The sequence below is a fragment of the Micromonospora sp. NPDC051924 genome (genome assembly GCF_055586005.1).
This window is the reverse complement of record NZ_JBVJJA010000034.1, coordinates 19,893-38,555: the sequence shown is the minus strand read 5'-3', so window position 1 is coordinate 38,555 and position 18,663 is coordinate 19,893. Positions and strand designations below refer to the sequence as shown.

The following is an 18,663-nucleotide window of genomic DNA, read 5'->3' as shown; positions in this document are numbered from 1 at the left end:
TGCGTGCAATCCGGGGCGCGATCAGGGACGATTGGCGCAACGGACGTCGGTGATCCCGGCCGGCGTCGGTGTCGTTCCCCGCTGCCCGCGGGGCGGGCGCCGATGCGGCAGCGGCGGGAGCGGCTGGACCGGGAGGGTGAGCGCGCGATGCCTGACATACGACCCACGGTGGGCTCCGGTGCACTGGTTCTCAACGCCACCTACGAGCCGCTGTGTGTCGTGTCGGTGCGTCGTGCCGCGATCCTCGTGCTCTCCGCCAAGGCCGTCTGTGTCGCCGACGGCGAGGGCATCCTGCACAGTGCGCGCAACGTGCTCCCGGTCCCCTCGGTGGTCCGGTTGACCCGCTACGTCCGGGTGCCGTACCGGACCCACGTCGGGCTCTCCCGCCGGGCGATCTTCGCCCGGGACGGCTGGCGCTGCGCCTACTGCCGAGGGCCGGCGGAGACCATCGACCACGTCTTCCCGCGCAGCCGGGGCGGGCGGCACGCCTGGGAGAACGTGGTGGCGGCCTGCGCCCGCTGCAACCACACCAAGGGCGACAAGACCCCGGCTGAGCTGGGCTGGCGGCTGCACATCATGCCGGCCGCCCCGAAGGGCACGGCGTGGCGGGTGCTCGGCCACCGGGCCCCGGACCCGCGCTGGGCGGACTGGCTCGACCTGCGCGAATCGGAGCCCGAGGCGGCCTGACCAGCGGCTCACGCGTCGCGCGCCTTCACCAGCGATGCGTAGACCACCAGGTTGTCCGCGTACCCGGTCTCACCGCCCACCCACCGGCCGCCGCAGGTGATCAGGCGCAGGTTCGGTCGGCTGAAGTCGCCGTAGACCTCGTCCACCGGCAGCTTCTCCTTGCCGTACCGCTGCACCGAGGTGACCTCGAAGATCGCCACCGAGTGGTCCTCCCGGGTGACCTCGACCTGGTCGCCGTCGTCGAGCTTTCTGAGATCGTGGAAGACGGCCGGGCCCGTGGTGGTGTCGACGTGGCCGACGATCACCGCCGGGCCGTACTGGCCCGGGGTCGGCCCCTGGTCGTACCAGCCGGCCTCGCCGGACTTCTCGATCGGGGGCACCGCGATGGTGCCGTCGGAGGCCAGGCCCACCCGGTGCACCGGCGCCCGCAGGCCGAGCTTGCCGATCGAGATGTCCGTCGGGGCGCTCGCCGCGAGCACCGGGAACTTCTTCGGCGGCGGCTGCAGACCGGGGAGCAGCCCGTCGGGCAGCACGCTGACCCCGGTCACCCGTTCCACCCCGAGCATGGCCATGATCAGCACCATCAGCGTCGCGACCACCAGCACCGGGGCGCCGGGGCCGTGGTGGGCGGCGTACCGCCAGCGGCCGGCGGTGGTGGGCCGGACCGCGACCGGGCGGGTGGGCGCGTCGGCGGTGGCGACGCTCGCGGTGGAGGCGTGGCCGGCGGCGTGCGCGAACCGGCGGACCGCCGAGGTCACCAGCCGGAGGGTGGTGCGCAGCCGGCCCGCCCGGGTCGGACCGGCGCTCCCGCCGTCCGCCGGTCCGGGTACGCGACCGACGCCACGCGCCGGTGCGGCGCCACGCGCGACCGGACGTCGGGCGGCCCGACCGTCGCCGCGGATGCGCGGGGCGCGGTCGTCCCGGCGGGGCCGCGCCGCGCGGCCGTCGCCCTGGATCCGGGTGGTGCGTTCGGTCCCCGGGAGCTCCCCGACGCCACCGTTGCGCTCGATCCGCGTGGTGCGGGCGTCGCCGGGGATTCGTCGGGCGCGGCCGTCGCCGTGGATTCGCGTCTCCCGGCCCTGCCGGGGTGGCCGGGTGAGACGGCCGTCCCGGCGGAGTCGGGACGCCCGGCCGTCGCCCTGGATACGCGTCATCCGGTCGTCCGGCCGCCGGCCGGCTCGGATCGGTTGGCGGGCCATCGGCCGCACCTCGTCAGAAGCGTGACCCGGTCCTGCGACGGGCACCGACGCCGGCCACCACCGCCACCGCGACGAGCCCGCCGACCAGCAGCAGCGAGCCGGTTCCCCGGCCGCTCGCGGTGCCGCCACCACCGGTGGCTGGGCCCTTGCTGGGCGAGGCCATGTTCAGCACGGTGAGCGTGGTCGAGGCCGTGTTCCCGTTCGAGCAGCGCAGGTCGACCGGGAAGTCCCCGGCCTGCTTGTTGCCCGGGATGGTCACCGCCCCGGTCAGGAAGCCGTTGTCCGGGCGGAGCATGACCCGCCCGAAGGCGTCCGAGTTCACCTCGGCCTGCCGGTTGTTCGCGTTGTCGCAGTTGGCCCGGATGTTCACCCGGGTGCCGGCCTGTGCCGGATTCGGTGTCACCTCGACGAAGACGTTCTCCCCGGCGCGGGCCGGGGTGACGGTCATCAGGACGAACGCCGCGACCAGTCCGAGCACGCTCAGGACGGCCGATCGGGCGCGATGTGCCACGAGCCCTCGCATGATTCCCCCCTTCCGGTGCGGCGCACCGGAATCCTGCTGACGGGCAGTGCGCGCTGGGTTCCCGGTGGGAGGGGCTGTTAACGGGGGTCCCTTCCCGGCACCTCCTCAGCGGCGGCGACCGGGCGGGGGTGGGCCGGCGGGCGGGCTCGGGGTGACCGGGTGCCAGTCCAGCGGGGTGGACAGGACCATCGTGCTGGACGGCTGGCCGTACGGGGCGAGACGGTCGATGACCTGCTCGAACTCGCCCATCGAGCCGGCCGCCACCTTGAGCATGCTGCACGCGTCCCCGGTGATCCGGTGGATCTCCATGATCTCCGGCCAGTCCGCCACCTCGGGGTCGTTGAGGATGCAGCGCGAGCCGTAGCAGGACATCCGGATCAGCGCGAGCACGGTGCGTCCGGCCCGGGTCAGGTCGACGTGCGCGTGGTAGCCGGTGATCACCCCGGATTCCTCCAGCCGGCGGACCCGCTCGGCGACCGCCGGCGGCGACAGGTGCACCCGGCGGGACAGCTCGCTGTACGAGAGCCGGGCGTCGGCCTGGAGTTCGCGCAGCAGCGCCCAGTCCATGTCGTCCACGCGGTGACCTTTCCTTCGTGAAGTCGAGTACGGGGTAAGCCTTCGGAGCGGCAGGTGAAACCACCGTACCGCCGTTGAAGAGGCATTCCATCTGCGGATCCACCAGCGGCATCATGTCGTCTACCCCGGCGTACGAAGGGAGATGACGGTGGAACAGACCACGGCGGTACGCCCCGCCACCGCACAACAGCGGGCGGCGCGGGCGGCGCGCAACGGCGGCGATCCGACGCTGGAGTTCGCCGACCGGGTGCCCTACGACGCGTACGTCCGGGCGAGCACGCTGCACAGCCTGCAGCAGCCGCTCAGTGACGACCCGGGCGAGATGTCCTTCCTGATGGTCAGCCAGATCATGGAGCTGTACTTCGGGCTGACCTGCCACGAGCTGCGGCACGCCCAGCGGGAGCTGCGGGCCAACCGGATCTGGGACGCGCTGCCCCCGCTGCGCCGCGCCGCCCTGCACCTCGACGGGCTCAACGCCGCCTGGCAGGGGTTGCGCTGGATGACCCCGGCCGACTTCAATCGGTTCCGCGACCGGCTCGGCGAGGGCTCCGGCTTCCAGTCCGCGATGTACCGCCAGCTGGAGTTCCTGCTCGGCCTCCGCGACCCGGCGCTGATCCGCCCGTTCCGCCGGCAGACCGAGGTGTACACCGAGCTGACCGCCGCCCTCGCCACGCCGAGCCTCTGGGACGACGTGGTCGCCCTGCTCGCCCGGCGCGGCTTCGAGCTACCGGCCGAGCTGCTGAACCGGGACGTGGCGACCGAGCACGAGACGCACCCCGCGGTTGAGGCCGCCTGGGTGCGGGTCTACGCCGACGGCGGCCCGGAGAACCACCTGCGGCTGCTGGGTGACGCGTTGACCGAGGTGGCCGAGCGGTTCGGCGACTGGCGCTGGCACCACATCAAGGCGGTGCAGCGGACCATGGGCGCCAAGGTCGGCAGCGGCGGCTCCGCCGGCCTGGCCTGGTTGCAGCGCAGCATGGCCCGGGTGGTCTTCCCCGAGCTGTGGTCCGCCCGGACCGCGATGTGACCGGAGGTCGTTGAGCATGCCGCACACCGAGAACGAGGCCCATCGGCTGGACGCCGCCGACCCCGGGCACCGGCACCTGTTCCACGTGCCGCCGGCCGAGGGCGGGCGCCACCCCGAGGTGGCGTACCTGGCCGGCAACTCGCTGGGCCTGCAGCCCCGGGCCACCCGGGACGAGCTCCTCGCCGACCTGGACGCCTGGCGCCGGCTGGGCGTGGAGGGGCACCTGGAGGCGGAGCGGCCCTGGCTGCCGTACCACGAACTGCTGACCGCGCCGGCCGCGCGGCTGGTCGGCGCGCTGCCGGCGGAGACCGTGGTGATGAACTCCCTCACGGTCAACCTGCACCTGCTGATGGTGAGCTTCTACCGGCCGGTGGGGGAGCGGACCCGGATCGTCATCGAGGACAGCGCCTTCCCGTCGGACAGCTACGCGGTGCGCAGCCAGGCCCGCTTCCACGGCCTGGACCCGGACGCCACCGTGGTCCGGCTGCGGCCGCGCGCCGGCGAGGACACCCTGCGCACCGAGGACGTCCTCGACCTGCTCGCCGCCGAGGGGGACACCATCGCGCTGGTGCTGCTCGGCGGGGTCAACTACCTGACCGGCGAGCTGATGGACATCCCGGCGATCACCGCCGCCGGCCGGGCCGCCGGGGCGGTGGTCGGCTGGGACCTCGCGCACGCCGTCGGCAACGTGCCCCTCGCGCTGCACGACTGGGACGTCGACTTCGCCGCGTGGTGCTCGTACAAGTACCTGAACTCGGGGCCGGGCGCGCTGGCCGGCGTCTTCGTCCACGAGCGGCACCTCGGCGACCCCGCGCTGCCCCGCTTCGAGGGCTGGTGGAGCACCGAGGCTGCCACCCGGTTCGAGATGACCCCGGTCTCCCGCCCGCCGGCCACCGTCGAGGCGTGGCAGATCTCCAACCCGCCGATCTTCGCGATGGGGCCGGTGCGGACCTCACTGGAGCTGTTCGACTCCGTCGGCATGCCGGCGCTGCGGGAGCGCAGCCTCCGGCTCACCGGGTGGCTGGAACGGCTGCTCGACGAGGTGACCGCCGACCGGCCGCTGACCGTGGTCACCCCGCGCGACCCGGCCCGCCGCGGCTGCCAGCTCTCCGTCCGGATCGGGGTGGCCAGCGCGAACGAGCTGACCAAGCGGCTGCGGCACGAGCACGGCGTGATCGCCGACGCCCGGGAGCCGGACATCGTCCGGTTCGCGCCGGTGCCGCTCTACTCGACGTACCACGACTGCTGGCGGGTCGCCGACGCGCTGGCCGCGACCGTGGAGGTGAACCGATGAGCACCGAACGCGAGGAGATCGCGGTCGTCGGGGCCGGGCTGGCCGGCTGCCTGCTGGCCTGCTTCCTGGCCCGGCGCGGCTACCCGGTGGCCCTGTACGAGCGGCGACCCGACCCGCGTGCCGGCAAGGTCGAGCGGGGGCGGTCGATCAACCTGGCGCTGTCGGAGCGCGGCCTGGACGCGTTGCGCCGGATCGGGCTGGACCAGCAGGTGATGACGGACGCGCTGCCGATGCGCGGCCGGATGATCCACCCGGTCGAGGGCGAGCCGCAGTTCCAGTCGTACAGCGTCTCCGGAGACCGGGCGATCAACTCGATCAGCCGGGGCGCGCTGAACAACGCGCTGCTGAACGCCGCCGCCGCGCTGCCCGGCGTGCGGATCGCCTTCGACCACCGGCTGGTCGGCCTCGACCCGACCACCGGCGAGATGACCTTCGAGACCTCGCAGGGCAAGGTCAGCGAGACCGCGTCGGTCGTCCTCGGTGCCGACGGCGCCGGCTCCGCCGTGCGCGGGCAGCTCCTGGCGTACGGGGTGCTGACCGAGAGCCTCGACTTCCTCGACTACGGCTACAAGGAACTCACCATCCCGCCGATCGGCGGCGAGTTCGCCCTCGACCCGGGCGCGCTGCACATCTGGCCGCGCGGCACCTCGATGATGATCGCGCTGCCCAACCCGGACCGCTCCTTCACCTGCACGCTCTTCTGGCCCACGCACGGCACGCAGAGCTTCGCCTCGCTGGGCAGCCCGGCCGCCATCGAGCGGTACTTCCACACCCACTACCCGGACCTGGTCCCGCTCGCCCCGAACCTGGTCGACGACTACCAGCACAACCCGGTCGGGGTGCTCGGCACGGTCCGCTGCACCCCGTGGCAGGTGGACGGCAGGGTGGGCCTGCTCGGCGACGCGGCGCACGCCATCGTGCCGTTCTACGGCCAGGGCGCGAACTGCGCGTTCGAGGACGTGGTGGAGCTGGATCGCTGCCTGGACGAGTGCGGCGACCACTGGGCGTCGGCGCTGCCGCTGTTCCAGCACCGCCGGCAGGCCAACGCCGAGGCGATCGCCCGGATGGCGCTGACCAACTTCGTGGAGATGCGGGACAAGGTCGCCTCCCCGGTGTTCCAGACCCGCAAGAAGATCGAGCACGCCCTGGAGCGGGCCCTGCCCGGCCGGTACGTCTCCCAATACGAGCTGGTCTCCTTCTCCACCACCCCGTACGCCGAGGTGCGCCGCCGGGTGCGCCGGCAGTACCAGGTGGTGGGGGCGCTGGCGGCCGGCGCGGTCGCGGCGCTGGCCGGCGCGGCGGTGGCGCTCGGGAAGGGGCGGCGGCGATGACCCTGTGGGATCCCCGGCTGATGGCCGGTCACGCGCCGGACGGCCCCGGCCTGCTGCGCAACTTCGTCGGCGGCGCCTTCGTGGATGCCGGCACCCGGTTCACCAAGCGCAGCCCGGTCACCGGGGAACCGGTCTTCGAGGTGGTCGAGGCGTCCTCGTCCGTGGTGGACGACGCGGTGGCCGCCGCCCGGGCGGCGCTGCGCGGGCCGTGGGGGCGGATGGGGGAGCGGGAACGTGCCGAGGTGCTGCGCCGGGTCGCCGACGAGCTGGAACGCCGCTTCGACGACCTGGTCGCCGCCGAGGTCGCCGACACCGGCAAGGCCATCTCCCAGGCCCGTACGCTGGACATCCCGCGCGGCGCGGCCAACTTCCGGGCGTTCGCCGAGATCGTGGCGACCGCACCCACCGAGTCGTTCACCACGGTCACCCCGACCGGCGGCCGGGCGCTGAACTACGCGGTCCGCAAGGCGGTCGGCGTGGTCGCGGTGATCGTGCCGTGGAACCTGCCGCTGCTGCTGCTCACCTGGAAGGTCGCGCCCGCCCTGGCCTGCGGCAACGCGGTGATCGTGAAGCCCAGCGAGGAGACCCCCGCCTCGGCCACCCTGCTTGCCGAGGTGATGGCCGCCGCCGGCGTGCCGGACGGGGTGTTCAACCTGGTGCACGGCTTCGGTCCCGGCTCGGCCGGCGAGTTCCTCACCCGGCACCCCGGCGTCGACGCGATCACCTTCACCGGAGAGTCGGCCACCGGCAGCGCCATCATGCGGGCCGCGGCGGACGGGGTGAAGGCGGTCAGCTTCGAGCTGGGCGGCAAGAACGCCGGGCTGATCTTCGCCGACGCCGACCTGGACGCGGCGGTCGCCGGCTCGGTCCGGTCCAGCTTCACCAACGGCGGCCAGGTCTGCCTCTGCACCGAGCGGATCTACGTGCAGCGGCCGGTGTTCGAGGAGTTCACCGCCCGGCTGGCCAAGCGTGCCGACGAGCTGGCGTACGGCTGGCCGGCCGACGAGGCCACGGCGAACATGCCGCTGATCTCGCACGCCCACCGCGACAAGGTGCTCGGCCACTACGAGCTGGCCCGCACCGAGGGCGCCGAGGTACGTGCCGGGGGCGGGGTGCCGCGCTTCGGCGACGCCCGCGACGGCGGCGCCTACGTGCAGCCGACCGTGCTGACCGGGCTCGGGCCGGACGCCCGGACCAACCGGGAGGAGATCTTCGGCCCGGTGGTCCACGTCGCCCCGTTCGACGACGAGGACGAGGCGTACGCCCTGGCCAACGGCACCGACTACGGCCTGGCGGCGACGGTCTGGACCCGGGACGTGGGCCGGGCGCACCGGGCCGGGTCCCGGCTGGACGCCGGCATCGTCTGGGTGAACACCTGGTTCCTGCGCGACCTTCGCACCCCGTTCGGCGGGGTGAAGGCGTCGGGCATCGGCCGGGAGGGCGGCGTGCACTCGCTCGACTTCTACTCCGAACTCACCAACGTCTGCGTGGACCTCTCATGAGTGCGCGTCCCGGGCAGAATGCACGGCGTCAGCGAGCGAAGCGAGGAGCCGGCATGACCGTCGACATCGAAGCCGCCAACCGGGAACTGGCCGTCGCCCGGCAGGAGGAGAAACCCTGCCCGCCGTTGCGCGGCCGGCTGCTGCCGGAGGGCGACATCGAGGCCGCCTACCAGGTGCAGCAGGTCTACACCCGGCAGCGGCTCGGCAAGGGCCACCGCCGGGTCGGCGCGAAGATCGGCCTCACCTCCCGTGCCGTGCAGGAGAACTTCGGCGTCTTCCAGCCCGACTTCGGGGTGCTCTTCGACGACATGGCGGTCGGCGACGGCGTCGAGGTGCCGATGGGCCGATTGCTCCAGCCCCGGGTGGAGGCGGAGATCGCCTTCGTGCTCGGCGCGGACCTCACCGACGAGCGGGTGACCGGTGTGGACCTGATCCGGGCGGTGGACCACGTGCTGCCGGCCATCGAGATCGTCGACTCGCGGATCGCCGGCTGGGACATCTCCATCGTGGACACCGTCGCGGACAACGCCTCCAGCGGGCTGTTCGTGCTCGGCACCGCGCCGCGCCGGCTCGCCGACGTGGACCTGCGGCTCTGCGGCATGGTGCTGGAGCACGCCGGGGAGCCGGTCTCGGTCGGGGCCGGGGCCGCCTGCCTCGGCAATCCGCTGCACGCGCTGGAATGGCTGGCCGGCACCATGGCCCGGGCGGGCGACCCGCTGCGCGCCGGGGACGTGGTGCTCTCCGGGGCGCTCGGGCCGATGGTGCCGGTCACCCCCGGCGCCGCGTACGAGGCGCGGATCTCCGGGCTCGGCTCGGTACGGACCTGTTTCTCCCGGGAGGCTTCATGACTGTCGGCGTGGCGGTGCTCGGATCGGGCAACATCGGCACCGACCTGATGATCAAGGTGCTCCGGCTGTCGGAGTCGCTGCGCATGGTGGCGATGGCCGGCATCGACCCGGCGTCGGACGGCCTGGCCCGGGCCCGCCGGCTCGGCGTGGCGACCACCGCCGAGGGGGTGGACGGGCTGGTCGCCATGCCGGAGTTCGCCGACGTCGAGCTGGTCTTCGACGCCACCTCGGCCGGCGCGCACCGGCGGCACGACGAGGTGCTGCGGGCGCACGGCCGGACCGTGGTCGACCTGACCCCCGCCGCCATCGGCCCGTACGTGGTGCCCCCGGTCAACCTCGACGAGCACCTGCGCGAAGCCAACGTCAACATGGTCACCTGCGGCGGGCAGGCCACCGTGCCGATCGTGCACGCGGTCGGCCGGGTCACCCCGGTCGCGTACGGGGAGATCGTCGCCTCGATCGCCTCGAGGTCGGCGGGTCCGGGCACCCGGGCCAACATCGACGAGTTCACCGAGACCACCGCCCGGGCCATCGAGGTGGTCGGCGGGGCCGGGCGCGGCAAGGCCATCATCGTGCTGAACCCGGCCGACCCGCCGCTGCTGATGCGGGACACCGTCTACTGCCTCTGCCCGGACGCCGACGCCGACCGCGGGGCGATCGCCACCTCGGTGGCCGAGATGGTGGCCACCGTGCAGGAGTACGTCCCGGGCTACCGGCTCAAGCAGGACGTGCAGTTCGACCGGGTCGAGGCGTACGTGCCGGCGCTGGGGCGGCCGTTCACCGGGCTCCAGGTGTCGGTTTTCCTGGAGGTCTCCGGCGCCGGGCACTACCTGCCCGCGTACGCCGGGAACCTGGACATCATGACCTCGGCCGCGCTGCGCACCGCGGAGCGGCTGGTGGCCCTGCGCGGTTCGGAGGTGGCGGCGCGATGACCGACCTCTACATCCAGGATGTGACGCTGCGCGACGGGATGCATGCCATCGCGCACCGGTACACGGTGGACCAGGTGCGGACCATCGCGGCCGCGCTGGACGCGGCCGGGGTAGCCGCGATCGAGGTGGCGCACGGCGACGGTCTGGCCGGCTCCAGTGTCAACTACGGCCACGGCGCGGCGAGCGACGCGGACTGGATCTCCGCCGCCGCCGAGGTGCTGACCACCGCGAGGCTCACCACCCTGCTGCTGCCCGGCATCGGCACCATCGCCGACCTCAAGGCGGCGAAGGCGCTCGGCGTGACCAGCGTGCGGATCGCCACCCACTGCACCGAGGCGGACATCTCCGCCCAGCACATCGCCTGGGCCCGGGAGAACGACATGGACGTCTCCGGGTTCCTGATGATGTCGCACATGAACGACCCGGCCGGGCTGGCCGCCCAGGCCAAGCTGATGGAGTCGTACGGGGCGCACTGCGTCTACGTCACCGACTCCGGCGGCCGACTGCTGATGTCCGACGTGGCGGAGCGGGTCGACGCGTACCGGCAGGTACTCGAGCCGGAGACCCAGATCGGGATCCACGCCCACCACAACCTGTCGCTCGGCGTGGCCAACAGCGTGGTGGCGGTCGAGCACGGCCGGATCCTCGGCCCCGGGCCGCTCGGCTCCCCGTCCGGTCGGACGGTGCGGGTGGACGCCTCTCTCGCCGGCATGGGCGCGGGGGCCGGAAACGCCCCGCTGGAGGTCTTCGTCGCGGTCGCCGAACTGCACGGCTGGAAACACGGCTGTGACGTGTTCGCGCTGATGGACGCGGCCGACGACGTCGTCCGCCCGCTTCAGGACCGGCCGGTCCAGGTGGACCGGGAGACGCTCTCCCTCGGGTACGCGGGCGTCTACTCCAGCTTTCTGCGCCACGCCGAGCGCGCCTCGGCGAAGTACGGCGTGGACGTCCGGTCGATCCTGGTGGAGCTGGGCCGGCGCCGGATGGTCGGCGGCCAGGAGGACATGATCGTGGACGTGGCACTCGACCTGGCGAGCAAGGAGGACCAATGATCGGGCCGGACATCGCGGGGATCGCCGAGAAGCTGGGCGCGGCGGCCGACACCGCCACCGCGATCCCGCAGCTCGCCGCCGAGACCGGCCTCGACGTGGACGCCGCGTACGCGGTGCAGACCGCGCTGCTGCAGCGCCGCCTCGACCGGGGCGAGCGGCTGGTCGGGCTGAAGATGGGGCTGACCAGCAAGGCGAAGATGGCCCAGGTCGGGGTGGACGAGGTGATCTGGGGCCGGCTCACCGACGTGATGCGGGTGCCCGACGGCGGCACGGTCGACGTCACCGGCTTCATCCACCCCCGGGTCGAGCCCGAGGTGGCGTTCCTGCTGGACCGGCTCCCCGAGCCTGGCGAGCCGGTCGGCGCCTTCACCGACGCGGTCCGCGCGGTCGCCCCGGCGATCGAGCTGATCGACTCCCGGTACGCCAACTTCACCTTCTCCCTGCCGGACGTCATCGCCGACAACACCTCGGCGGCGGCGTTCGCCGTCGGGCCCTGGTCGCCCGTGCCGGACGGCCTGGACAACCTCGGCGTGCTGCTGGAGATCGACGGTCGGGTGGCGCAGGTCGGCTCGACCGCGGCGATCCTCGGTGACCCGCGCCGCGCGCTGGACGAGGGCATCCGGCTGGCCGGCCGGCACGGCGTCCGGCTGCGCGAGGGCTGGGTCTTCCTCGCCGGGGCGGCCACCGCCGCGGTGCCGCTGCGTCCCGGCGCGCACGTCCGCGCCGTGGTCGAGAAGCTGGGCACCGTGTCGCTGAAGGCGGCGGCATGACCGGGGCCAGGGTCGTCGCCGGCAAGGCCGTGCCGCGCGGGGCGTTCCCGCACGTCAAGGTCGCCGGCGGGTTCGTCTTCGTCTCCGGTACGTCGTCCCGCCGGCCGGACAACACCTTCGCGGGTGTCGAGGTGGACGAGTTCGGCACGACGAACCTGGACATCCGGGCGCAGACCCGGGCCGTGATCGAGAACATCGGTGACCTGCTGGCCTCGGTCGGCGCCGAGCTGACCGACCTGGTGCAGGTCACCAGCTACCTGGTCAACATGAACGACTTCGGTGGCTACAACGAGGTGTGGGCGGAGTTCTTCGACGCCACCGGGCCGACCCGGACCACGGTGGCCGTGCACCAGCTCCCGCACCCGCACCTGCTGATCGAGATGCAGGCCGTGGCCCTACTTCCGTCTGGAGGTCCGTCATGAGTGAGATCGCCGAGCCGTTCAGCTTCTCCGGCTGGATCGGGGAGAACCAGCACCTGCTCAAGCCGCCGGTGGGCAACAAGGAGATGCTGCCGGGCAGTGACGACTTCATCGTCATGGTGGTGGGCGGCCCGAACCAGCGCACCGACTTCCACGTCGACCCGTACGAGGAGTTCTTCTACCAGGTCAAGGGCAACATGCACGTCAACCTGATGCTGCCCGAGGGACCGCGTACGGTGCACGTGCGCGAGGGTCAGATGTGGATGCTGCCGCGCAACACGCCGCACTCCCCGCAGCGCCCGGAGGCGGGCTCGATCGGCATGGTGATCGAGCGGGTCCGGGAGGAGGGCACGCTGGAGAAGTTCCAGTGGTACTGCCCGGAGTGCAGCCACAAGGTGCACGAGGTGGAGCTCCAGGTCCACGACATCGCCGCCGACCTGCCCCCGGTCTTCCAGGCGTTCTACGCCGACGAGAAGGCCCGCACCTGCACCAATTGCGGCGCGCTGCACCCGGGCAAGGGCTGATGCGCGGACCGGTCGTGGACGTGCACACGCACGTCGTACCCAAGGGATGGCCGGACCTCGCCGCGGCGTGCGGCGGGTCCGGCTGGCCCTGGCTGCGGGTGGACTCCGAGCGCGCCGCCATGATCATGGTGGGGGAGACGGAGTTCCGGCCGGTCGGCGCGGAGTGCTGGGACGCGGAGACCCGGCTGGCCGACATGGCCGCCGACGGCGTCGACGTGCAGGTCGTGTCGCCCACCCCGGTCTTCTTCAGCTACGACCGGCCCACCGACCAGGCGGTCAAGGTGGCCCGCATCTTCAACGACCTCACCCTGGAGGTCACCGCCGGTGGGGGCGACCGGCTGGTGCCGTTCTGCCAGGTGCCGCTGCAGGACCCGGACGCCGCCTGCGCCGAGCTGGACCGCTGCCTGGCCGCCGGTCACGTCGGCGTGGAGATCGGCAACCACGTCGGTGACCGGGACCTCGACGATGGCGGCATCGTGCAGTTCCTGACCCACTGCGCGCGGGCGGGCGCGCCCGTCTTCGTGCACCCCTGGGACATGCCGGGCGGCCCCCGGCTGGACCGCTGGATGGCCCGCTGGCTGACCGGGATGCCCGCCGAGACGCACCTGTCGGTGCTGGCGCTCATCCTCGGCGGGGTCTTCGACCGGGTGCCGGAGACGCTGCGGATCTGCTTCGCGCACGGCGGCGGCAGCTTCCCGTTCTGGCTGGGGCGCGCCGACAACGCCTGGCACCGCCGGGGCGACCTGGTACGCGGCGCCTCCACCGCGCCGCCCAGCGCCTACGTCGACCGGTTCCGCGTCGACTCGGTGGTCTTCGAACCGGCCGCGCTGCGGCTGCTGGTCGACACGATGGGCGAGGACCGGGTGCTGGTCGGCAGTGACTACCCGTACCCGCTGGGGGAGCGGCCGGTCGGGCAGGTGGTCCGCAAGGCCGACTTCCTCACCCCCGACCAGCGCGACAAGCTCCTCTCCGACAACGCCCTGCGCTTCCTGTACGGCTGACGCCAGTCGCGGCAGGTCGGGCTGTCCCGGGAGCGGGATGGGTCGACTTGCCGCAAGGCATCGTCGATTAAGCCGCAGCCAACAGGCAGGATGGCGGTATGGCCGAACCGCACGACCTGACCGCGCTGGAGCAGGCCGACGCGATCCGCCGGGGCGAGCTGTCCAGCGTGGAGCTGGTCGAGCACCACCTACGGCGGGTCGACGCGCTCGGCGACACCGTCGGCGCGTTCGTCACCGTCACGCCCGACCGGGCCCGGGCGGCGGCGCGGGCCGCCGACGCGGTGCCGGCGGACCGGCGCGGGCCGCTGCACGGCGTACCGACGGCCATCAAGGACCTGACGCTGACCGCCGGCGTGCGCACCACCTTCGGCTCGGCCGCCTTTGCCGACTTCGTTCCGCCGGTCGACGCCGACGTGGTCCGGTTCATCACCGCCGCCGGGCTGGTCAGCCTCGGCAAGACCACCACCTCCGAGCTGGGCTGCTCGCTCTACTCAGAGGGTCGGGTCGCACCGCCGGCGCGCAACCCGTGGGGCCTCGCGTACACGGCGGGTGGGTCCAGCGGCGGCGCGGCGGCCGCGGTGGCGGCCGGGCTGGTGCCGGTGGCGCAGGGCTCCGACGGCGGGGGCTCGCTGCGCATCCCGGCGGCGCTGTGCGGCCTGGTCGGCTACAAGCCGAGCCGGGGCCTGGTCTCCGGCGGCCCGCTCGGCTTCGGGGCGTTCGGACTGCCCACCAACGGGCCGCTCGGGCGGACCGTCACCGACGTGGCCGCGCTGCTCGACGTCATGGCCCGCCCGGTGCCCGGCGAGCCGTACCTGCCGCCGGCCGTGCCCGCCGGTGGTTACCTGGGCGCGGCCCGCGAGGCAGCCACGCGCCGGTTGCGGGTCGGCCGCTTCACCACGCCGATGCTCGCCGACGAGCCGGTCCACCCCGACTGCGTGGCCGCCGTCGACCGGGCCGCCGAGCTGCTCGCCGCGGCCGGCCACGAGGTGGTCGAGGTCCCCCCGCCGCTCGGCCCCACGGCGTGGCCGCTGTTCGAGACCGTCTGGTACGTACTGGCGCTCTCCCCGGTGCCACCCGAGCGGGAGAGCGAGCTGCTGCCGCTGACCCGGTTCCTCCGGGAGCGGGGCGATGCCGTGGGTGCCGGCCCGCTGCTGGCCGCGCTCGGCGAACTCCAGGCCCAGGTCCGCCTCGGGGTACGCCGTACCGCCCGCTGCGATCTGCTGCTCTGCCCGACCCTGGCCGCGCCGCAGGCGCCGGTCGGCGCGTTCGCCGCCCTCGACCCGGCGGACGATTTCGACCGGCAGCGCCGGTTCTCGCCGTACTGCGCCATCTTCAACGTGACCGGTGACCCGTCCGCTTCCCTGCCGCTCGGCCGGACCGCCGACGGGATGCCGGTCGGGGTGCTGCTCACCGGCCGGTACGGCGACGACGCGACATTGATAGCCACTGCCGCGCAACTGGAGCACGGCTGTGGCGGATGGGATCAGCACCCCGCAATCTGGCGGGCGGTCGACTCCGCTAACGTGAACAGCACAAGCGGGGTCGGGCAGCCGTCGACCTGATGGTCCACCCGACCCGGAAGATTCCTGGTCTCTCTTTCCGCCTGGGGGCGTTGGGATTGTCTGTTACCGACACGTTGGTGGTCTTCGTCGGCATCCCGGCGGCCGCGGTGCTGGTGATCGCCGGCCTGGCGTACGCCGGCAGTCGTGGCGGCCGCGCCGGTGGCGGTGCCAAGCGCTACCGACCGGGTCGACCCTTCGACTTCACTCCGGTCTGGTTCCTGGGCCGTCCGGAACAGCTGGCCGACTCGGCCGGCACCGCACTGGCCGCCGGGGCGCAGGCGCCGGCGCTGACCAGTCACAAGCAGGAGCAGGCCGGCCGGGAGGCGCCGGCCGGTGGAACCGGAGGCGCAAGTGACCGTTGGTGAGAAGCAGGTCGCGACGGGGACCGGCACCCCGCCCCAGGTGCTGGACGGGCCCTTCTCGACCCGTCAGCTGCTCCGCATCGACGAGGCGCTCCGCCTGGCCGACCAGGGCACCGGCCTGGTCTTCTCGGTCTACGTGGGCGGCCTCGACGAGCCGATCCGGGAGCACGCCGAGCGGCTGCACCGCCAGCTCGCCGAGCCGGACAAGTCGGTGCTGATCGCCGTGTCGCCCAACCAGCGGCAGCTGGAGATCGTCACCGGCAAGTACTCCCGCAAGCGCATCCCCGACACGTACGCGAAGCTCGCCGCGCTCTCCATGGTGGCGTCCTTCGGCGGCGGCGACCTGGCCGGCGGCATCATCCAGGGCCTCGACCAGCTCGCCAGCCACGCCGGCAAGGGCTGAGCCCTTCCCACACGACAAAGCCCGGCCCGCGTTCCGCGGGCCGGGCTTTCTGCTTCCGCCAGGTCAGGCGCTCTGGGCGTCCTTGGCGCGGGCCTTGAGGGCGCGGACCACGCCGTCACGGCCCTCGGCCACCAGCCGGCGCAGCGGCGCCGGGTGGCCCTCCCCGGCCAGCCAGCCGTCGGTGGCCGCCACCGTGTCCTCCTCGACCAGGTACGCCGGGTAGGCGAGCTGGACGAACTCCTGCGCCGGCTCGCTGTCCCGCTGCGCCCAGACCTGGGCCACGGCGGCGAAGTACTTCTCCCGGTACGGCGCGGTGAGCTCCACCTGCGCCGGGTGGGTGAAGCCCTGCAGCAGCGCCCGGTTGCGCCAGTTCGGCAGCGCCTCGGGGCCGGTGAGCTGCGCCCACACGGCCGCCTTGTTCTCGGCCGTCGGCACCAGGGCGTGCGCGTACGCGGCCTCCCGCTCGCCGCTGGCGGTGCGGTCGTTCGCCAGCTCGGCCTCGATCTCGGCCGCCCCGGCCGCGCCGTTGGCCACCAGGGACTGGAGCACCGTCCAGCGGAGCTCGGTGTCCACGGTCAGCCCGGCCGGCGCCCCGGCGCCGTCCAGCCAGCCGCGCAGGACCGCCAGGTCCTCCTCCGCGCGGGCCGCCGAGACGTACGCCCGGGCCCAGGCGAGCTGGAAACCGCTGCCCGGCTCGGCCGTGGCGAGGGCGGCCTTGGCGGTGCGGGCCAGCTCGGCCCAGCCGGTCGGTGCCCAGGCCGGGTCGACGTAGAAGGTGAGCGTGGTGGTCGCCTGCCGCAGGGTGGCGGTGACCAGGTTGATGTCGGTCTCCGCCGGCAGCCCGGCCAGCGCCAGCGCCACGTAGTCCCGGGCCGCCAGCTCGGCGTCCCGGGTCATGTCCCAGGCGGCGGTCCAGCACAGCGCCCGGGCCAACGACGAGTCGAAGCCGGCGATGCGCTCCACCACGGTGGCCATCGACCGCTCGTCCAGCCGCAGCTTGGTGTACGTGAGGTCCTCGTCGTTGAGCAGCAGCACGTCGGCGGCCGGCTTGCCGTGCAGCACGGACAGCTCGGTCACCTCGCCGGTCACGTCCGCCTCGACCGCCTCCCGGCGGACCAGCCGGCCGTCGGCGAGGTCGTAGAGGCCCACCCCGATCCGGTGGGTGCGCAGCGTCGGGTACCCGGCCGGCGCCTCCTGGCGGACCAGCACCCGCTCGTAGGTGCCGTCGGCGCCGATGGTCACCTCGGGGCGCAGCGTGTTCACCTGCGCGGTCTCCAGCCACTGTGCGGCGAACTTGCGCAGCTCCCGGCCGGAGGCCGCCTCCAGCTCGCTGAGCAGGTCGTCGAAGGTGGCGTTGCCCCAGGCGTGCTTGCCGAAGTACGCCCGCAGGCCGGCCAGGAACGGCTCCTCACCCACGTACGCGACGAGCTGCTTGAGCACGCTGGCGCCCTTGGCGTACGTGATGCCGTCGAAGTTGACCTCGACGGCCTCCAGGTCGGGCATCTCGCAGTAGACCGGGTGCGTGGAGGAGAGCTGGTCCTGCCGGTAGCCCCAGTTCTTGCGAATCGACAGGAAGGTCGTCCACGCGTCGTGGAACCGGGTGGCGTGGGTGTTGCACCAGTGGCTGGCCCACTCGGCGAACGACTCGTTCAGCCACAGGTCGTTCCACCAGCGCATGGTGACCAGGTCGCCGAACCACATGTGCGCCAGCTCGTGCAGGATCGTGTTGGCCCGCTGCTCGTACTCGAAGTCGGTGACCTGCGAGCGGAAGATGTAGTGCGACTCGGCGTGCGTGACACAGCCGAAGTTCTCCATCGCGCCGGCGTTGAAGTCCGGCACCCAGAGCTGGTCGTACTTGGGCAGCGGGTAGCGCACGCCGAACTTCTCGTGGAAGAAGTCGAAGCCCTGCTTGGTGATCAGGAACAGGTCGTCCGAGTCCATGTACCGCGCCATCGAGGCCCGGCAGTAGACGCCCAGGTCGATGCCGTCGTGGCTGTCCCGCACCTCGTGGTACGGGCCGGCGCAGAGCGCGGTGATGTAGGTGCTCATCCGCGCCGACTCGGCGAAGTGGACGGTCTTCAGCCCCTCGCCGGCCGGCTCCTCCCGCTCCACCGGCATGTTGGAGACCACCCGCCAGTGGTCGGCCACCGTGGCGTGCCAGGTGTAGACGCTCTTCAGGTCGGGCTGGTCGAAGCAGGCGAAGACCCGCTGCGCGTCCGCCGTCTCGAACTGGCTGTACAGGTAGGTCTCACCGTCCACCGGGTCCACCGTGCGGTGCAGGCCCTGGCCGCTGTTCGAGTACGCGAAGTCGGCGTCCACCACGAGGACGTTCTCGGCGGCCAGGCCGGTGAGGGTGAGGCCCTTCTCGGCCGACCAGTCGGCGAGGTCGACCGGCGTCCCGTTGAGCGTGGCGGAGCGCACCGACTCGGCGGCCGCCTCGATGAAGGTGCTGGCCCCCGGCTCGGTACAGCGGAACCGGACCTCGGTCACCGACCGGAACGTGCGGCCGGTGGCCTGCACGGCGGTGGACAGGTCAAGGCTGATGTCGTACCCGGTCACCTCGAGCAGGCGGGCCCGCTCGGTGGCCTCGACCTGGGTCAGGTTGCGCACTCCCGGCACTGTTCGTCTCCATCCCACTCTTCTCGCCGCGC

Annotated in this window: 19 protein-coding genes; 15 read left to right on the top strand and 4 right to left on the bottom strand. The window is 73.0% G+C overall.

Features of this window, described 5'->3' with window-relative positions:
• The first annotated feature begins 147 nt into the window (after positions 1-147).
• A complete protein-coding gene (locus ACZ6S5_RS24500) occupies positions 148-687 on the top strand; it encodes an HNH endonuclease (RefSeq protein WP_466004030.1) in 540 nt (179 codons plus the stop codon).
• Between the two features lie 8 nt (positions 688-695).
• Here ACZ6S5_RS24500 and ACZ6S5_RS24495 read toward each other — a convergent pair whose 3' ends face one another.
• The 3 genes from ACZ6S5_RS24495 to ACZ6S5_RS24485 form a co-directional block, all read right to left on the bottom strand.
• Positions 696-1,466 carry a class F sortase gene (locus tag ACZ6S5_RS24495; RefSeq protein WP_466004089.1) on the bottom strand — a complete coding sequence of 257 codons (771 nt, stop codon included), beginning with the start codon at positions 1,464-1,466 and terminating at the stop codon, positions 696-698.
• Between the two features lie 433 nt (positions 1,467-1,899).
• Complete coding sequence (locus tag ACZ6S5_RS24490; RefSeq protein WP_466004029.1) at positions 1,900-2,409, bottom strand: hypothetical protein; 510 nt, start codon at positions 2,407-2,409, stop codon at positions 1,900-1,902.
• Between the two features lie 105 nt (positions 2,410-2,514).
• Positions 2,515-2,985, bottom strand: coding sequence for an Lrp/AsnC family transcriptional regulator (locus tag ACZ6S5_RS24485; RefSeq protein WP_466004028.1), 471 nt, complete (start codon positions 2,983-2,985; stop codon positions 2,515-2,517).
• A 142-nt stretch (positions 2,986-3,127) separates the two neighbouring features.
• Here ACZ6S5_RS24485 and ACZ6S5_RS24480 point away from each other — a divergent pair, with 142 nt between their 5' ends.
• The 14 genes from ACZ6S5_RS24480 (at position 3,128) to ACZ6S5_RS24415 (ending at position 16,012) form a co-directional block, all read left to right on the top strand.
• Positions 3,128-4,012, top strand: a complete 885-nt coding sequence (locus ACZ6S5_RS24480) for a tryptophan 2,3-dioxygenase (RefSeq protein WP_466004026.1) — start codon at positions 3,128-3,130, stop codon at positions 4,010-4,012.
• 16 nt (positions 4,013-4,028) lie between these two features.
• On the top strand, positions 4,029-5,306 hold the full coding sequence (gene kynU / locus ACZ6S5_RS24475; protein ID WP_466004024.1) for a kynureninase: 1,278 nt from the start codon (positions 4,029-4,031) through the stop codon (positions 5,304-5,306).
• Positions 5,303-6,637, top strand: coding sequence for an FAD-dependent oxidoreductase (locus ACZ6S5_RS24470; RefSeq protein WP_466004022.1), 1,335 nt, complete (start codon positions 5,303-5,305; stop codon positions 6,635-6,637). Before kynU ends, ACZ6S5_RS24470 begins: the two co-directional genes overlap by 4 nt.
• Positions 6,638-6,657: 20 nt before the next feature.
• The gene (locus ACZ6S5_RS24465; protein WP_466004087.1) at positions 6,658-8,139 is read left to right on the top strand and encodes a 2-hydroxymuconic semialdehyde dehydrogenase; all 1,482 of its coding nucleotides are present in this window, start codon (positions 6,658-6,660) and stop codon (positions 8,137-8,139) included.
• 53 nt (positions 8,140-8,192) lie between these two features.
• Positions 8,193-8,987 carry a 2-keto-4-pentenoate hydratase gene (locus ACZ6S5_RS24460; RefSeq protein ID WP_466004020.1) on the top strand — a complete coding sequence of 265 codons (795 nt, stop codon included), beginning with the start codon at positions 8,193-8,195 and terminating at the stop codon, positions 8,985-8,987.
• The gene (locus ACZ6S5_RS24455; protein WP_466004019.1) at positions 8,984-9,919 is read left to right on the top strand and encodes an acetaldehyde dehydrogenase (acetylating); all 936 of its coding nucleotides are present in this window, start codon (positions 8,984-8,986) and stop codon (positions 9,917-9,919) included. Before ACZ6S5_RS24460 ends, ACZ6S5_RS24455 begins: the two co-directional genes overlap by 4 nt.
• The gene (gene dmpG, locus ACZ6S5_RS24450; RefSeq protein WP_466004017.1) at positions 9,916-10,971 is read left to right on the top strand and encodes a 4-hydroxy-2-oxovalerate aldolase; all 1,056 of its coding nucleotides are present in this window, start codon (positions 9,916-9,918) and stop codon (positions 10,969-10,971) included. Before ACZ6S5_RS24455 ends, dmpG begins: the two co-directional genes overlap by 4 nt.
• Positions 10,968-11,741 carry a 2-keto-4-pentenoate hydratase gene (locus tag ACZ6S5_RS24445; RefSeq protein WP_466004015.1) on the top strand — a complete coding sequence of 258 codons (774 nt, stop codon included), beginning with the start codon at positions 10,968-10,970 and terminating at the stop codon, positions 11,739-11,741. The genes dmpG and ACZ6S5_RS24445 overlap by 4 nt, the downstream gene beginning before the upstream one ends.
• Positions 11,738-12,163 (top strand): RidA family protein, encoded by a 426-nt coding sequence (locus ACZ6S5_RS24440; RefSeq protein WP_466004013.1) that lies wholly within the window; start codon positions 11,738-11,740, stop codon positions 12,161-12,163. Before ACZ6S5_RS24445 ends, ACZ6S5_RS24440 begins: the two co-directional genes overlap by 4 nt.
• Entirely contained in the window at positions 12,160-12,684 is a 525-nt protein-coding gene (locus tag ACZ6S5_RS24435; RefSeq protein WP_466004011.1) for a 3-hydroxyanthranilate 3,4-dioxygenase, read from the top strand. Before ACZ6S5_RS24440 ends, ACZ6S5_RS24435 begins: the two co-directional genes overlap by 4 nt.
• Positions 12,684-13,685: an amidohydrolase family protein gene (locus ACZ6S5_RS24430; RefSeq protein WP_466004009.1), complete on the top strand. Its 1,002-nt coding sequence runs from the start codon at positions 12,684-12,686 to the stop codon at positions 13,683-13,685. Before ACZ6S5_RS24435 ends, ACZ6S5_RS24430 begins: the two co-directional genes overlap by 1 nt.
• A gap of 98 nt (positions 13,686-13,783) precedes the next feature.
• On the top strand, positions 13,784-15,247 hold the full coding sequence (locus ACZ6S5_RS24425) for an amidase (RefSeq protein WP_466004007.1): 1,464 nt from the start codon (positions 13,784-13,786) through the stop codon (positions 15,245-15,247).
• Positions 15,248-15,303: 56 nt separating this feature from the next.
• Positions 15,304-15,612: an aa3-type cytochrome oxidase subunit CtaJ gene (gene ctaJ, locus ACZ6S5_RS24420; protein ID WP_466004005.1), complete on the top strand. Its 309-nt coding sequence runs from the start codon at positions 15,304-15,306 to the stop codon at positions 15,610-15,612.
• Positions 15,599-16,012 (top strand): DUF5130 family protein, encoded by a 414-nt coding sequence (locus ACZ6S5_RS24415; protein WP_466004003.1) that lies wholly within the window; start codon positions 15,599-15,601, stop codon positions 16,010-16,012. The genes ctaJ and ACZ6S5_RS24415 overlap by 14 nt, the downstream gene beginning before the upstream one ends.
• 63 nt (positions 16,013-16,075) lie before the next feature.
• Here the strand turns inward: ACZ6S5_RS24415 and pepN are convergent, their stop codons facing one another.
• Positions 16,076-18,622, bottom strand: a complete 2,547-nt coding sequence (pepN, locus tag ACZ6S5_RS24410) for an aminopeptidase N (RefSeq protein WP_466004001.1) — start codon at positions 18,620-18,622, stop codon at positions 16,076-16,078.
• Between the last annotated feature and the right edge of the window lie 41 nt (positions 18,623-18,663).

Bases quoted from the DNA above. Each gene is read 5' to 3' on its own strand.
- ACZ6S5_RS24445 (WP_466004015.1), top strand. From the start codon at position 10,968: ATGATCGGGCCGGACATCGCGGGGATCGCCGAGAAGCTGGGCGCGGCG.
- ACZ6S5_RS24480 (WP_466004026.1), top strand. From the start codon at position 3,128: ATGACGGTGGAACAGACCACGGCGGTACGCCCCGCCACCGCACAACAG.
- ACZ6S5_RS24460 (WP_466004020.1), top strand. From the start codon at position 8,193: ATGACCGTCGACATCGAAGCCGCCAACCGGGAACTGGCCGTCGCCCGG.
- ACZ6S5_RS24465 (WP_466004087.1), top strand. From the start codon at position 6,658: ATGGCCGGTCACGCGCCGGACGGCCCCGGCCTGCTGCGCAACTTCGTC.
- ACZ6S5_RS24425 (WP_466004007.1), top strand. From the start codon at position 13,784: ATGGCCGAACCGCACGACCTGACCGCGCTGGAGCAGGCCGACGCGATC.
- kynU (WP_466004024.1), top strand. From the start codon at position 4,029: ATGCCGCACACCGAGAACGAGGCCCATCGGCTGGACGCCGCCGACCCC.
- ACZ6S5_RS24470 (WP_466004022.1), top strand. From the start codon at position 5,303: ATGAGCACCGAACGCGAGGAGATCGCGGTCGTCGGGGCCGGGCTGGCC.
- ACZ6S5_RS24435 (WP_466004011.1), top strand. From the start codon at position 12,160: ATGAGTGAGATCGCCGAGCCGTTCAGCTTCTCCGGCTGGATCGGGGAG.
- ACZ6S5_RS24455 (WP_466004019.1), top strand. From the start codon at position 8,984: ATGACTGTCGGCGTGGCGGTGCTCGGATCGGGCAACATCGGCACCGAC.
- ACZ6S5_RS24430 (WP_466004009.1), top strand. From the start codon at position 12,684: ATGCGCGGACCGGTCGTGGACGTGCACACGCACGTCGTACCCAAGGGA.
- ACZ6S5_RS24440 (WP_466004013.1), top strand. From the start codon at position 11,738: ATGACCGGGGCCAGGGTCGTCGCCGGCAAGGCCGTGCCGCGCGGGGCG.
- dmpG (WP_466004017.1), top strand. From the start codon at position 9,916: ATGACCGACCTCTACATCCAGGATGTGACGCTGCGCGACGGGATGCAT.
- ACZ6S5_RS24500 (WP_466004030.1), top strand. From the start codon at position 148: ATGCCTGACATACGACCCACGGTGGGCTCCGGTGCACTGGTTCTCAAC.
- ACZ6S5_RS24490 (WP_466004029.1), bottom strand. From the start codon at position 2,409: ATGCGAGGGCTCGTGGCACATCGCGCCCGATCGGCCGTCCTGAGCGTG.